Raw genomic sequence first — 15,267 nt, 5'->3', positions numbered from 1 at the left:
GAACTCCTCGGCACCACTCCCGGCTTCTTGCGCGCCATCGGCGAAGCCCGCCTGATCACCCCGCTCCGCTCCGAGGGCGGCCACCGACGCTACTCGCGCTATCAACTGCGCATCGCCGCCCGTGCGCGAGAACTGGTCGACCAGGGCACCCCCGTCGAGGCGGCCTGCCGGATCATCATCCTCGAAGACCAGCTCGAAGAAGCGCAGCGCATCAACGCCGAATACCGTCGCGCCGTATCGCGGGAAGTGACCGAGAATTGACCTGCGGTCGCCGGAAGCGCCATGGACGTGTTCGCCGGCTGGTCCTGAAATGTACGGTTCCGGGTCCGTACCGGGGTTCAGACGGGACGCCTCGCGAGCCGGGCCGCGAGGTAGGGCGCGGTGGCGCTGCGGCGGGACTTCGCCACCTTGGCCGGCGGGCCCGACGCGACCACCCGCCCGCCCGCGTCTCCGCCGCCCGGCCCGAGGTCGATGACCCAGTCCGCGGTGGCGATCGTGTCGAGGTCGTGCTCGACGAGGACGACCGTGTTGCCGGCGTCGACGAGCCGGTGCAGCTGTCGCAGCAGCAGCGCGATGTCCGAGGGGTGCAGCCCCGCCGTCGGCTCGTCGAGCAGGTAGAGCGCGTGCCCGCGGCGGGCCCGCTGCAGTTCGGTGGCGAGTTTGATGCGTTGCGCCTCACCACCGCTGAGTTCCGTCGCGGGCTGCCCCAGCCGCAGGTACCCGAGTCCCACCTCGCGCAACGTCTCCAGACTGCGGGATGCGGCCGGGACGGCGGACAGGAACTCGGCGGCGGCGTCGACGGACAGCCCCAGCACTTCCGCGATGTTCTTGCCGCGGTAGGTGACTTCCAGCGTTTCGGCGTTGTACCGGGCACCCTGGCAGGTCGGGCACGGCGCGTAGGTGCCGGGCAGGAACAGCAGTTCCACCGCGACGAATCCCTCGCCCTGGCAGGTCTCGCACCGCCCTTCGGGCACGTTGAAGGAGAACCGCCCGGCCGAGTAGCCGCGCGCCCTGGCCTCGTCCGTCCCCGCGTACAGCTTGCGCACCGCGTCGAACATCCCCGTGTACGTGGCCAGGTTGGACCGGGGAGTTCGGCCGATGGGCCGTTGGTCGACCCGGACCAGCCGGTCGAACGACTCGACCCCCGACGCGTCCTGGACGTCGACCTCCAGCTGTGCCTCGTCGGGGTCCTCGGGTACGAGTCCGAGGTGGCCGCGGACGACCTCGGCGAGCACCTGCGTCACCAGCGTCGACTTTCCGGAACCGGACACGCCCGTCACCGCCGTCAGGACGCACAGCGGCACGTCGACGGACACATGGTGCAGATTGTGGCGTGAGACGCCGCTCAGGTGCAGCCAGCCGTGCGGTGTGCGCGGGCGGTGGTCGAGCGGCTGGGCGCGCCCGAACAGGTACTGGCTCGTGGCCGACTCCCCGACCTGCTCAAGTCCGGCGACCGGGCCGCTGTACAGCACGCGTCCGCCGCCCTCGCCCGCGCCGGGGCCGATGTCGACCACCCAGTCCGCCCGCCGTACGACGTCCATGTCGTGCTCCACGACGAACAGCGAATTGCCCGCCGCCTTGAGGCGGTCCAGCACCTCCAGCAGCGGTTCCGCGTCGGCCGGGTGCAGCCCTGCGGAGGGTTCGTCGAGGACGTAGACGACGCCGAACAGCCCCGAGCGCAGCTGGGTGGCGATCCGCAGGCGCTGCGCCTCGCCGGGCGACAGGGTCGTCGAGCGGCGCCCGAGGCTGAGATATCCGAGGCCCAGGTCGAGCAGTACGTCGACCCGCGCGACGAGATCGCCGCAGATCCGGACCGCGACCTCGGTGGTCTCCCCGGATCGGGCGGTCGACGTGGCGGCGTCGGCCTCGGAGCGCCCCACGACGGGCCGCAGCAGCGCCACGACCTCGGTGAGCGGCATCGCGTTGATCTCGGCGATGGAGCGTCCGGCGAAGGTCACGGCGAGCGCCTCGGGCCGCAGCCCGCTGCCGTGGCACTCGGGGCAGGGCACACTCCTGACGAACCGGAGCGCCCGTTCGCGCATCTTGTCGCTCTTGGAATCGGCGAGGACGTGCATGACATGCTTGCGGGCGCTCCAGAACTTGCCCTGGTAGCCGTAGTCGACCCGGTCCTCCTCCGGCTCGATGTACACGGAGGGCTGCTCGTCCGTGTACAGCAGCCAGTCCCGGTCCTTCTTCCTGAGCCTGCGCCACGGCCGGTCGATGTCGATCCCCAAGCCGCTCACGACGCTGCGCAGGTTGGCGCCCTGCCAGGCGCCCGGCCAGGCGGCGATCGCCCCCTCGCGGATGCTCAGCGAGGGGTCCGGGACCAGCAGGTCCTCGGCGACGTCGTGCACGACGCCCAGCCCGTGGCACTCCGGGCAGGCGCCGGCCGCGGTGTTGGGTGAGAACGACTCGGCATCCAGCCGTGCGGCCCGGGGCGGGTAGGTGCCGGCGCGGGAGTACAGCATGCGCAGCAGATTGGACAGCGTGGTGATGGTGCCGACCGTCGAGCGCGAACTGGGCGCCCCGCGTCGCTGCTGAAGGGCCACAGCCGGAGGCAGCCCGGCGATCTCCTCCACGTGCGGTGCGCCGACCTGGTTCAGCAGCCTTCGGGCGTACGGTGCCACGGACTCGAAGTAGCGCCGCTGGGCCTCCGCGTAGAGCGTGCCGAAGGCGAGCGAGGACTTGCCCGACCCGGAGACGCCGGTGAAGGCGACCATCGCGTCCCGCGGGACGTCGACATCGACGTTCCGCAGGTTGTTCTCATTGGCGCCCCGGACATGCACGAAGGGGTCGGTCGCGTCCTCGTTCACCATTCCTGGTTACCTGATCGCGCCGGGAACCGCGCGACGGGCGCCGCCACCGAGCCCAGTGCCGGGACCGGAAGGGCTCACCGGTTCGCGGCGCCCGGCACGGCACCAGGCGACGTCCTACCAGGGTGGCGAGGCACGGTGCCTGACCCAGCCCGCCCACCGGTACTGCGCGTGAGCGGGCAGCGGACCGTGGTCGCTGCCCGCACACCGCGGTCAGGGCAGCAGGCTGAGGTCGACCGCGTCTGCGAGCGCCTGCATGCCGGCCTCGTTGGGGTGCAGGTGGTCGCCCGAGTCGAAGCGGGGGTCGAGGGCTGCCGGATCGGCGGGGTCGGCGACCGCCTTCTCGAAGTCGACCGTCCCGTCGAACGCCCCGCTGGTGCGTATCCAGGTGTTGACCGCCTGGCGGAGGGCCTCCGCGGAGTCGCTGTAGTAGCCGTTTCCCTTGTCCGGCAGGAGCGTGCCGCCGATGATCCGGACGCCGGCGGCGTGCGCCTGCCCGATCAGGTTCCGGTAGCCGTCGATCAGGTCCTGGGCGGTGAGGGGGGCGCCGTCGGGGCCGGCGTTGTTGCCGATGTCGTTGATGCCCTCCATCAGGATCACGTATCGCACCCCGGGTTGGCCCAGCGCGTCGTGGGCGAACCGCTTGGTCGCGCTGATCCCCTGCCAGATGTTCGGCACGTCGGTCAGCACCCGGTTGCCGCCGATGCCCGCGTCCACGACGCTCATCGGGTGCGGCCCGGACAGCCGGCGGGCGAGGTCGTCGGGCCAGCGGTGATACGCCCCGGCCGGGGTGTTGTACCCGTCGGTGATGGAGTCGCCGAACGCCACGACGGTGCCGCGGGCGCCGGGCGAGATCACGTCGAGACCGGACAGGTAGTACCAAGAGGTCGTCGCCGTGGTGTAGTTGCCGTCCCCCGTCTCGGCGGTGTGGTCGCCCGGCGTGGAGAGGTAGCTTGTGTCGAAGGCGTCGGAGTGCCAGGTGGCGGAGCTGGTCGCCTCCGGGAGGTAGACGCTGACCAGCACGTTGTGGTCGGCGGCGACGGACATCGCGACCGGGTCGCTGACCGCCTCCGCGCCGGCGGCGAGGGTGACGGACCTGTGGTTCGAGAAGGTGACCGCGTGCCGCGAACCCGGCACGGCGGTGGCCCGGTCCGCCTGCGCGGCGACGCTCACCGCTCCGATGGTGAGCGGGGTCGTGCCGCGCAGGTTGGACAGGTGTATCCGCAGGGAGGTGCCGCTGACGCTGGAGTGGGCGACCATGCGGATCGTCTCGTCGTCGAAGTCCGGTCCGCCGATGGTCATGCTCGGCGACCACGCGGCCACCCGTGCCGGGGCGGTGGCCCGGCCGTGGGCCGGGTGGGCGGCGGCGAGCGGCGCGCCCGCCGGCAGCCCGGCGACGACCGCGCCCGCCGCGATCAGGGCCACTAGCACCCGCCGGGCCCTTCCCTTGGTGCGCGGTCTCCTCGTGAGCAGCATGGTTCACCCTTCTCCCGTTCGGCAGCCGTCAGTCGCGCGTGAATCCGTCCACCAGCAGGTAGGTCCCACTGAGCTTGGTCACCGGAAGGTGGGGTGGGGGGCAGGAGCTGGGGTGCGGCGGGACCTCCGGGACACCCGGGGCACCAGGGGTTCAAGGGACACCGGGGGCGTAGACGTCCCATGAATATACGAGCCGACCCGGCCATCTCCTAGAGTCGTGCACGACCTTCCGAAAGAAGGTCCGACGTATGTCCCCGAACTGCCCCTGCGTGGGCAGCCCGTGGGCTCCAGAAGGAACGTACGGCCGCCGAGCCCGCGCGCTCGTCGCCGGAACGGCTGGCCGCCCCCCGAAATCCCACCTCCGGCCGGGCCCCCGCGCGCCTTCGCCCGTGGCTTCACCCGAGGTGGCCGCGGGCTTCGCTGGTCCTCCGCTGGCGCCGGACGCGGCGGGGCTCGTTGTGGGAAGGTGATCCCATGACAAGTCGACTGCTTCCGCTGCGTGTTGGCGACGTTGACCTCATGGTCGAGACGGTCACGGTCGCCGGGTCGGAGCCGACCTCGCGGTTGCGGAACGCGAGCGGACGGGTCGTGGACGCCTTCGACCATGCCCGTGACGCGATCGTGGAGATCGCCTCCGCCACCGGGGAGGCGATCGGCCGGCTGACACACGAGGCAACGCGCCCCGAGCAGGTGGAGGTGGAGTTCGGACTGAAGTTCTCCACGCAAGGCACCATCGTGGTGGCCGGCGTCTCCGGCGAGGCGTCGCTGGTGGTACGGCTGAAGTATCCCGCGCCTCGGGGCGAGCAGGGCGCCGCCGCGGCCGACCGCGCCGACTGACCACCCGTGGCGTACGACGGGGGCGGGACGACGCACGCACGGCTGAGCCGCCCGTAGGGAGAGGGCCGTGGCAGCGGCGTCCGCGGGGGGAGTTGGGGGAGCCGGGGGAGACGGGGGAGCGCAACGGTGGTGGACGCGGTGTGGGACGCGAGGGTCCCCGGTTTCCTGGGCCGGGTCCTCGATGTCGACGGTACGCCCGTGGGCACCTGCTTCCAGGTGTCCCCTGGCGTGCTGGTGACAGCGGCGCACGTCCTCGCGGAGGCCGGATGCGACTGGCTCGGGGCGTCGTTGTCCGTGGACGCCCTGAACGGATCGGTGGGGCGCGCGCCCGCGCAGGTGGTGGCCGTCGACGTGCCCCGGGACCTCGCGGTGGTGCGCCGGGCCGAGCCGCTGGCGGAGTCCGTCCCCGTCTCCCTGCACCCGGTGGCCTTCCAGGCGGACGTCGTCGTGACCGGCGTCGCCGAGGTGGACGACCCCGGCCACGGCTACCAGTCGCTGGACGCCCCGGGGAGCTGGCAGGGCGGCACCATGCGGGATGACCAGGTGATGCTGTGGCGCGTCAGGTCCGCGGACGTCATGCCGGGGATGAGCGGTGCCCCCGTGCTGCGCCTCGCGGACGGTGCCGCCGTCGGCGTGGTCTCCGCGCGGTACAACAGCGCGGACGGCTGGCTGCGGGACTCCGTGTGGGTGGCCCGGGTCGAGGACGTCGCTGTGCTGTTGTCGACCGTCCCGGGGATCGACGTGCGTCGGCGGCTCGTGTTCGCCGACGAGGTCGGCACCGTGCTGTCCGTACGCACCGTGGACACCGCCCTGGTCCGCGGGCGGGCCGGCGCGGTGGCCACACGCGTCGCACCCGATCCGGGGCCGGCCCGAGACCGGGGGGTGCCCGAAGGCGTCGGGGGCCTGAACGAGGCCGCGGTGGAGGCGGCCCGTGCGCTGATGGCGCTGGACGACGCGTACCGCGGGGTCGGCGGGGCCGGGGACGCGGCGGAGTGGTTGCTGTCGAGAGCCGTCGCCCACGGCCGACACGAAGGCGACGCCGTACGGGACTTCCGGCGCCGTACCCGGCTGCGCGGGCTCGACCCTCGGGTGCTGCTGCTCTCGCACCCGCAGCACGAGGAGGCCCTGCGCCACTGGCAGGCCCCGCTGGACGGCTCGCGCACGCGGAACGACCCGTACGGCACGGGTCCGAACGGGACCGGTTCGAACGGCGCCGCACCCCGGACCTCTGACGCGCTGCTCGACTCCTTTCGGCACGTCCTGGTCGAGGAGTTGTCCGAAGAGCTCTTCGTCGAACTCTCCGCGGTGTGCCGAAGGCAGTTGCGGGCGGTGCTCACCGACGGGCGGACACTGCACCTGGAGGCATTCCTCACCGCCCTCACCGCACGGCTCCCGGAGCTGCGTACCGCCTCCACCCGCGCCGTCATGGTCCGCAGGCCGGACCCGAACGGGAACGGTGCGCAGGGCCAACAGGGCGGGACGAGCGGCACCGCCCCCGGGGCGGCCGAGGTCCAGCGCCGCGCTCGACGGGCCGTGGCCGCGGCCCAGATGTGCCGTATCCCCGATCCCGATCCCTTCGTCCTCGGCCGTACCGAACTGGTCGCCGACGTGGTCCGCGCCGTGCGCGGGAGCACGGCATGGCAGGGCACGGCGACCGCGTTCCTGTCGGGGCAGCCGGGCGTCGGCACGTCCACCGTGGCCATCGAGGCCGCCCGCGCACTCGCGCCGGACTTCCCCGGTGGGATCTTCCACGTCGACCTTCACGGACTGGTCCCCGACGCCCGAAGACCCGCCCGTACCGTCGTGCGGATGGTGGCGGAGGCGCTGGGCCTCGACATCGGCGCGGACCTCGACGCGGGGGAGCACCTGGGCGACGCCGCGCTGTTCGGCCGGTTCACTGCCGAACTCCAGGGCCGAGGGGTGCTGCTGGTGCTCGACGACGCCCTGGACGCCGCCCACGTCGCGCCCCTGGTGAAGCCCCCCGCCACCTGCGCGGTCGTCGTCACCTCCCGCGATCGCGTCCAGGGGTACGCCGACCGGTCGCTCGTCTTCCGCGTGGAGCCGCTGACGCGCGACGCCGCGGTCCGGGTACTCGCCGCGTGCGACCCCGAGCGCAGCCACGACCCCGCCGTGCTGCACCGGTTGGCCCGGCTGTGCGCGGACGTGCCGCTGGCGCTGCGGATGGTCGGTGGACGGCTGGCGAGCCGCCCGGACCTGCCGGTGGACTACCTGCTGCACCTGCTGGAGGAGGAGTCGACCCGGCTGGACTACCTGGACTCGGGGGACCGAGCGGTGCGCGCGGCGATCAGGCTCAGCTACGACAACCTGGACGCCGCGGCCCGCCGCACCTTCCGGTTGATCGCCGCGGTGCCCGGCGCGGTGACGACCGGCGAGGAACTGGGCGCCTGCCTCGACGCCCCGGCGCTGCGCCAGGAACTGCTCCTCAACCGGTTGGTCGACCGCAGTCTCGCCCAACACGCCGCCTTCGTTCGCACTTTCTCCGGCGGCGTGCTCGCCTCCTTCGCCCTCTTCGACCTTGTCCTGCTCTTCGCCAAGGAGCGCCTGGCACAGGAGGAGCCGGAGGAGGACGTACACGACGTCACCTACCGCTCCGTCCAGTTCCTGCGCGACCGGCTCGGCCAGATCAACCGGGGGGAGCCCGACGCGGAACTGTCCGGCGCCCTCGACCCGGCCCGCTTCCACGCGGCGGTGCGTACGGCGGAGGAACGCGGATGGCTCGCGCTCGCCCTGGAACTGGCGGAGGGGGTGGCGGCCCTGTACCAGGCGGGCGGCGAGCTCGACGGCGAGGTGGCGGCCAACGACGTTCGCGTCCACCTCCACCAGCGCCTCTCGGCGCCCGCCGATGCCGTACGGCTGTGCTGGGACAACGCGGAGCTGCTGCGCGACACCGACCCGGCGCGCGCACTGGTGTACGCGCAGCGGGCCCGTGACATCGCCGGGGCCCACAACCTGCACGCGGGGGCCGCCGAGGCCGACTTCCTGATCTCGCTGATGCAGTGGGACCAAGGCGACGCGGCGGCTGCCCTGGCGTCCGGCCGGCGCGCGGTCTCCGTGCTGACCGCCTTGGGTCTGGCGGCCACCGCCGTCCCGATCGCCATCAACAACTCCAAGCTGGCCTTCGAGACGGCGGGCCCGGAAGAAGCCCGCGCACTGGCACTGCGCGCCCATGAACTTGCCGAGGGACACGGCACCGCGGAACTACGGGCCTCGGCGCTCTTCCAAAGGCAGCGCGCCGAGCTGTGGGCGGGCAACCACGCTGAGGCGCTCCCACTGGCGTGGCGCGTTGAGACCGCGTACACGACGCTCGGCAACTGGTGGACAGCGGCCGTCGCGTGCGAGAACGGGGCCTGTGCGGCAGAAGCTCTTGACGATCACCACGCGGTGAAGGACCTGGTTGCCCAAGCCGTCGAGCACTGGCAGCGCTGCAACACCCCGCCCCACCTCGTGAGCGCCCTGATCGACCTGAGCGCGGCCCACATCCGCCTCGACGAGATGGCACGCGGAGCGGAGGCGCTGACCCGCGCGGTTGCCGCGCTCGACCTGGACGACGGCGCGAACGTGTCCGCCGCCCTGAGCTCCGAGCTGCTGCTGCGCTATGCCGCGGTGTACGCCCTTTTCGACGCCATCCCGCCCAGCGCGGGCCTCGACCACGCGCTTCGATCCGCCGCGGAAAGCGCGGTGCACGACGGAGATCCGGACCCGGATGTCGAACGCCTCCGGACCGACCTCCGCTGCTTCCTCACCACCGGCACGGGCCGCGGCAAGGCCACGAAGGCAGCCCGCGACCTGCTGTCCACCGGCACCCGCCATCCCCCCGCCGACGAGGTGCGGCTGCACGAGACCCTGGGCACCGAGTCCGCCCCACGTCCGGCACTCGGCACCGCCTGACGCCTCGTACGAACACGGCGTATCGGCCGGCCGGTGGCTCGCTTCGGCCGGTGGCGTTCTTCGACTGGGATCTGGCGGCACCGGGCGCGCGGCCGGGCCGCGCCCGAAGGGGGCCACGAGGCCGGATCGCGCAGGTACTCGGGGACCGGCCCGATCTCCCCGTCGAACCCACCGAACCCGTCGAATCCGTTGGGGACGATGGAGGGCGGGGGTGCCTCGGTCGTCGCGACCACCTGCCCACCGGGATACCGTCGCTCGACCTTCCGTCAACTCGCTCCGCAGATCCGTTTCTCGCTCCTTGACCGGGGTGGCCGGCAGTGTTCCCGCACGTCCGGCCCGAGGTCGAGTGCCCTGCTCGACGCGGTTGACGCTGACCTGGTGGCGAGCGGGGAACACGTTGCAGGGCGCGCGATACAGTTATGTGCAAATGTGCCGTTTCTGGGCTATTCGTTGTCCATGAGTGATCTCGACTACGCAGACACGTCCGACTTCGAGGACGCCGACCGCGGGTTCGTCGCCGCCCTCTCACCCGCGGTGATCCGGACGGACGACGGCCGGGTGATCTGGGACGGTGACGCGTACGGCTTCCTGGACGGGGACTGCCCTCCCAGCGCGCACCCCAGCCTGTGGCGGCAGAGCCGGCTGTGCAACAAGCAGGGCCTGTTCGAGGTCACCGAGGGGATCTACCAGGTCCGGAACCTGGACCTGTCGAACATGACGCTGGTCGAGGGCGACTCCGGTGTCCTCGTCATCGATCCGCTGATCTCGGCTGAGACCGCGGCCGCCGCGCTCGCGCTGTACCGCGAGCACCGCGGCGACCGCCCCGTCACCGGGCTGATCTACACGCACTCCCACGGCGACCACTTCGGCGGCTCACGCGGCGTGCTGCCGCACGGCCACGCCCCGGTGCCGGTGATCGCCCCGGCCGGGTTCCTGGAGCACGCGGTGGCGGAGAACGTGTACGCGGGTGGCGCGATGACCCGCCGAGCGGTCTACATGTACGGCGCCGAACTGGACAAGGGCCCTGCCGGACACATCAGCGCCGGATTGGGCATCACGACCTCCAAGGGCACGATCACCCTGGTCCCTCCGACGCTGGACATCACGCGCACCGGCCAGGAGGAGACGGTCGACGGGGTGCGGATCGTCTTCCAGATGACGCCGGACACCGAGGCACCCTCGGAGATGAACTTCTACTTCCCCGACCGGCGTGCCCTGTGCATGGCGGAGAACGCCACGCACAACATGCACAACATCCTGACCCTGCGCGGGGCGGTGGTCCGCGACACCCGCATCTGGGCGCACTACCTGGGCGAGACGATCAGCTTGTTCGGCGACCGGGCCGAGGTCGCGTTCGCCTCCCACCACTGGCCCACCTGGGGCCAGGACCGCATCGTCGAGCACCTGGCAGGCCAGCGCGACATGTGGGCGTACCTCCATGATCAGACCCTGCGCATGACCAACCAGGGACTGACCGGGATGGAGATCGCCGAGCGGATGGAGTTGCCGCCGGCGATCGCGAACCGGTGGGCGAACCGCGGCTACTACGGGTCGGTCAGCCACAACGTCAAGGCCATCTACCAGCGCTACATGGGCTGGTTCGACGGCAACCCGGCCCACCTGTGGGAGCATCCGCCGGTCGAGCAGGCCCAGCGGTTCGCCGCTGACTACGGCGGTGTGCCGGCGTTGATCGCCAAGGGCAAGGAGTACGCGGATACGGGGGATCTGCGGTTCGCCGCGACGCTGCTGGGGCACGCGGTCTTCGCCGCCCCCGACGACTCGATCGCCAAGCAGGCGCTGGCATCGGTGTACGAGAAGCTCGGCTTCGGCGCGGAGAACGCCACCTGGCGCAACTTCTACCTGATGGGTGCCCAGGAACTGCGCGGCACCGTCGCACACACCGCGCTGGAGACGACCAACCCCGAGATGGCGATGGCCCTGACCGTCGACATGCTCATCGACTCGCTCGCCATCCGCGTCGACGGCCCGAGGGCGTGGGACGAGAGGCTCACGATGACCTGGAACGTCACCGACGAGGGCCGTAGTTGGCACCTTCTGCTGTCCAACGGTGCCCTCACCTACCGCAGCACCGACACTGCCTCCGGCACGGAAGAGCCGGGCCCGGCGGCCGACCTGACCCTCACCCTGACCAAGCCGGAACTCCTCGGCGTCCTGGGCGGCAAGGGACTGGACGGCGTGCACGTCGAGGGCGACCCGCAGGTCCTCACCACCCTCACCGGCCTGCTCGACACCCCCGACCCCGACTTCGCCCTCGTCACGCCTTGACGTACAACCCTCGGGACAGGGGTGCCCCGTCTCCCGGCAGGGGGAGACGGGGCACCAGGGTGGGTGTGCCGGGCCGGGTCAGCGCGTGGTCAGATGCACCTGCAGGCTGCTGCCGGAGGCGACCGTCACCGTGTGGCCGAGGTCGATGGTGGTGCCCCCCTTGCCGGTGTGCAGGGTGGCCGGCACGGCGGTGCCGTCGAGGGTGACCGTGACGGCGGTCGCCGCGGTCGCGGTGGTGAAGGTGAGGTGGCTCAGGGACAGCGGTCCGTAGGTCACCTTGAGGGTGTCGGTCTGGCTGCCGCCGGCCCTGTTCTGGCTGAACAGCCCCCAGGCGTTGCCGGCGGTGAAGAACGAACTGTGGTTGCCGGGACGGAACTTCGGTGCGAAGCCGATGGTCCGGGCCGGACCGTTGTAGGTCAGGCCCTGGAGCGCCTCGATGACCGACCAGCTGCTGCCCGAGCGCCCGTACCACTGCCCGCACTCGTCGTCGCCGAACGGGTTGCCGGTGCCGTCGCCGGTGGCGCAGGTCCCGCTGGTGATGCCGTTGCCGGTGCGCAGCACGCCGTCGTAGCGGTTGTTGACCGCGTCGACCATGGTGAGCCCCTGGGTGACGAGGCCGTTCTGGATCATGGTGGCGGCGGCGGAGTACTCGAAGCCGCTCATGGTCTCGTCGTTGTAGTTGACCGCGTTGGCGGGCTTGTCGTCGTGCGGCCAGGTGAACATGACCGCGGCGGAGTCGGTGGGCGCGACGAAGTCGCGCCACTGGTGGCTGTAGCCGAGGAAGTTGTTCTTGAAGTTGTCGCGGAAGAGGGTGCTCAGCGACTGCGTCTCGCGGTCGGCCGGGTAGATCGGGCCCAGCCCGAGCAGGCTGGACCACCACTGGCCGAGCAGCATGTCGATGGAGACGCCGTTGCCGTAGCTCTGGCCGGAGCCCTGGCTGACCTCGCGGTAGTACTCGCCGTTCCACAGCAGGTCGTTCTGTGCGGTCCGGCCCGCCTGGTAGATGCCGGTGAGCAGGGCGGACTCGGTCGAGTCGCCCTCCACGGTGGCCATCAGGGAGGCGGCGTCCGCTGCGGCGAGGTAGAGCGAGCCGGTCCAGGAGCTGGTGCCGGAGAAGTCGGTGTCCAGGGTGTTGTGGGCGAGCCCGGTGGTCAGGCCCGTCCGGTCGGGGTCGTTGGTCTTCCAGATCCAGTCCATCGCCGCCTTCAGGTGCGGCCACTGGCTGTCCAGCCATGCCTTGCCGGCGGTCGGCGAGTCGGCCAGGTACTCCCGGTAGGCGGAGAGCACCACGCCGGCCTGGCCGTCGATCGCGGACCCGGTGCTGCCGCTCAGCGGGCGCTCGGGCAGGCTGCCGTCCGGGTTGATCTTGTCCAGCCACTGGGTGACCATGTCGGTGCCGATCTCGGGGAAGAGCTGTGGTGCGTCCTGGTTGTACTCCCAGACGTGCGGCGGCATCCCGCTGCAGCACCCGTAGCCCTCGTACCCGCCGAACATGCCGGAGTCCGTCCAGTACACGGTCGGGGTGTGCAGCAGTGCGGCGCCGGAGCTGGCCCTGTCCAGCACGTACTGGGGCAGGTCGGAGGCGTAGAGCGTGTCGTGGTACTTCCGGGTCAGGGCCTGGGCGTCGGCCAGGTGCGTGTCCAGGTAGGTGTCCAGATTCGCGGCCGACTTCCACAGGGTGGTGTAGTGCCGACCGCTGTACAGGCCGCTCTGGTGGGACGCGTCGGGGACCCACCAGCGCAGCGTGACGGGGATGTCGACCGACTGGCCGGCGGCGAGGGTGACGGTGGAGGCGAGCGCCGCGTCGACGGTCTTTCCGGTGCCGCTGGTGGCGGTCGTCGGCCCGGTGAGGTCCGGGCTCCTGGTGAAGGCGCTGAGCAGGTTGGCGCTGCCCGACCAGGAAGCGGTCGCGGTGGCGTGCGGCGCGGTCGTGCTCAGCCGCAGGCTGGCCGCGCTACCGGACTTGGTCAGCTGGATGCGAGTGCCCGACGCGTCCTGCTCGACGGTGTCGGTGTTGTTCCCGTAGCCGGAGTAACTGGTTCCCGACACCTTGGCCAGACCGTCCCAGCCGACCGCGTTCTGCTGGGCGGCGAGCAGGCTGACCTGCTTGGCCGCCTTGGTGGTGTTGGTGAGGGTGAAGGTGTAGGCCGCCACCGGCAGCGAGGAGTCCTTGGTGTCTCCCGGCACCATCGGGCTGTCGAACTTCTCGGTGACGTCGAGGCCGGGCACGGCCGCCTTGAACCGGTAGCTGCCCATCGGGTATTCACCGGTCATGGTCAGCGACGGCGAGGCGGGGAACGAACCGGCCGGGACGCTTTGCAGCGCCGCGACCGCCCCGGCGGAACCCGCCTTGCCCGAACGGACCGCGAAGAAGGTGTCGGGCAGCGGATCGGCGGTGTAGGTGACGTTGTCGGCGGGGTAGAAGTTCTGCCAGTTGCGGCGCTGCCCGGTGCCGTCCTGGAGCAGCCCGCCGTCGCCCAGCGGGCCGACCGGGAACTTGATGTCGGTCAGCGCGCTGCCGGAGTAGACCTTGGTGGTGCCACGGGCGTTGAGGTCCTGGTAGGCGCGGGCGATGGTGTATGCGGGCGGCGACTCGTCCCCCCGCGCGTCCACGGCCTTCACGGTGTAGATGTACTCGCCGGCCGCCTTCGCGGTGTGGTCGGTGTAACCCAGCTCGGTGACCGGCACGTTCGCCAGCAGGCTGGGCGCGCCGGTCGGATGGGTGGCGGTGGCGGAGGAGAGCGGCGCACGGTAGACGCGGTAGCCGGTGACGCCCGAGCTGATCGGATAGGTCCACTGCAAGGCCACCGGCCCGCGCTCGGTGTGGGTGGAGGCCGGATCGCCGACGACCGCGGGCGCACTGCCGGGGGCGGGGAGGTTGATCTGCACGTCGTCGAGGGTGATGTGGCCCCACTTGGAGGCGGCCTCGTCGACGACCCGCAGACGCAGGGTCTGCCCCAGGTAAGGGGTGAGGTCCGCCGTCAGCGGCCGCATGGCCTCGGAGTTGCCGCCGCTGCCCCGCCAGACCTGGGTGCCGTCGGCGGTCTCGACGGCGACGTACTCCTTCGGACCCTTTCCGCCGCCGACCATCATCTGGATCGCCGGCTGGCTCAGCACGAAGTCGGGGGAGACCACCTGGCCCGTGTAGCCCTCGTCGGTGGTCCCGTCCGGGGCCTCCTGGGTGGAGAAGTAGAAGGAACCCTGCTTGGTGTAGGGCAACGCCGGGGCGTCCAGCCGGTAGTCGCGGTCGGTCACCAGGGAGCCGAACGATCCGCTGACCGTGGTGAACCCCTGCGGAGTCCCGCTCTCGAAGTCGAAGGCCTGGTAGCCGGACAGCGGCTGGTTGACGTGGACGTCGTCCACAGTGACGTGCCCCCAGCTGCCGGTGGCCTTGTCGACCACCGCGAGGTGCAGGGTCTGCCCCAGGTACGCGGACAGGTCCAGGGTGCGCCGGATCATCGTCTCGGCGTTGTTGCCCTGGGCCTTGGCGACCGTCTTGCCGTCGGCGTCGACGACGCCGACATAGGTGTTCGCCGAGTTGCCACCGCCGACCAGCATGCTGATGTCGGGCCGCGTCAGCACGAACGAGGGGGAGTCGACCTCCCCGGTGTATCCGTCGTCGGCGGCCTGGGTGGGCGACTCCAGGGTCGACAGGAACCAGGTGCCCTGCTTGGTGTACGGGGTGGTGGGGCTGTTGTGCTCGAAGGCGCGGTCGCTGATCAGCCGGCCGAAGGAGCCGGACGTGACCTGCCAGCCCTGGGCGGTGCCGTCCTCGAAGTCCCAGGTGGTGCCGGCGTCGGTCGCGGAGGCGGTGGAGGGCGCGGGCAGTTGGAGGGTGAGCGCCGCCGCGGTGAGAGCCAGGGCGAGCGCCGCCGGTCCGAGGGCGCGGACGCGTCCGGTGCGGCGGGCGGGTGGAGCGTGCATGTCTTCCTCCAGGATGGGGGTG

Annotated in this window: 7 protein-coding genes; 4 read left to right on the top strand and 3 right to left on the bottom strand. The window is 71.5% G+C overall.

The window, feature by feature from the left end; translation table 11 throughout:
* Positions 1-261 (top strand): MerR family transcriptional regulator (locus tag ACIPAE_RS09110; protein WP_402443933.1); only part of this gene is annotated, 261 nt, incomplete at its 5' end.
* A 77-nt stretch (positions 262-338) separates the two neighbouring features.
* Here ACIPAE_RS09110 and uvrA read toward each other — a convergent pair.
* Together uvrA and ACIPAE_RS09100 are read right to left on the bottom strand one after the other, a co-directional pair.
* Entirely contained in the window at positions 339-2,816 is a 2,478-nt protein-coding gene (uvrA, locus tag ACIPAE_RS09105; protein ID WP_402443931.1) for an excinuclease ABC subunit UvrA, read from the bottom strand.
* A 210-nt stretch (positions 2,817-3,026) separates the two neighbouring features.
* On the bottom strand, positions 3,027-4,244 hold the full coding sequence (locus ACIPAE_RS09100) for an SGNH/GDSL hydrolase family protein (RefSeq protein WP_402443929.1): 1,218 nt from the start codon (positions 4,242-4,244) through the stop codon (positions 3,027-3,029).
* A gap of 519 nt (positions 4,245-4,763) precedes the next feature.
* Between ACIPAE_RS09100 and ACIPAE_RS09095 the strand changes: the two genes are divergently transcribed.
* The 3 genes from ACIPAE_RS09095 (at position 4,764) to ACIPAE_RS09085 (ending at position 11,321) form a co-directional block, all read left to right on the top strand.
* Positions 4,764-5,126 carry a CU044_2847 family protein gene (locus ACIPAE_RS09095; protein WP_329372800.1) on the top strand — a complete coding sequence of 121 codons (363 nt, stop codon included), beginning with the start codon at positions 4,764-4,766 and terminating at the stop codon, positions 5,124-5,126.
* A 126-nt stretch (positions 5,127-5,252) separates the two neighbouring features.
* Positions 5,253-9,035 carry a trypsin-like peptidase domain-containing protein gene (locus tag ACIPAE_RS09090; RefSeq protein WP_402443927.1) on the top strand — a complete coding sequence of 1,261 codons (3,783 nt, stop codon included), beginning with the start codon at positions 5,253-5,255 and terminating at the stop codon, positions 9,033-9,035.
* 456 nt (positions 9,036-9,491) lie between these two features.
* Entirely contained in the window at positions 9,492-11,321 is a 1,830-nt protein-coding gene (locus ACIPAE_RS09085) for an alkyl/aryl-sulfatase (RefSeq protein WP_402443925.1), read from the top strand.
* A 78-nt stretch (positions 11,322-11,399) separates the two neighbouring features.
* Here ACIPAE_RS09085 and ACIPAE_RS09080 read toward each other — a convergent pair whose 3' ends face one another.
* Positions 11,400-15,245 carry a GH116 family glycosyl hydrolase gene (locus ACIPAE_RS09080; RefSeq protein WP_402443923.1) on the bottom strand — a complete coding sequence of 1,282 codons (3,846 nt, stop codon included), beginning with the start codon at positions 15,243-15,245 and terminating at the stop codon, positions 11,400-11,402.
* Positions 15,246-15,267 lie beyond the last annotated feature (22 nt).

It is taken from the genome of Streptomyces sp. NPDC087270 (assembly GCF_044744625.1).
GTDB lineage: Bacteria > Actinomycetota > Actinomycetes > Streptomycetales > Streptomycetaceae > Actinacidiphila.
This window is presented reverse-complemented; position numbering and strand designations above follow the sequence as displayed.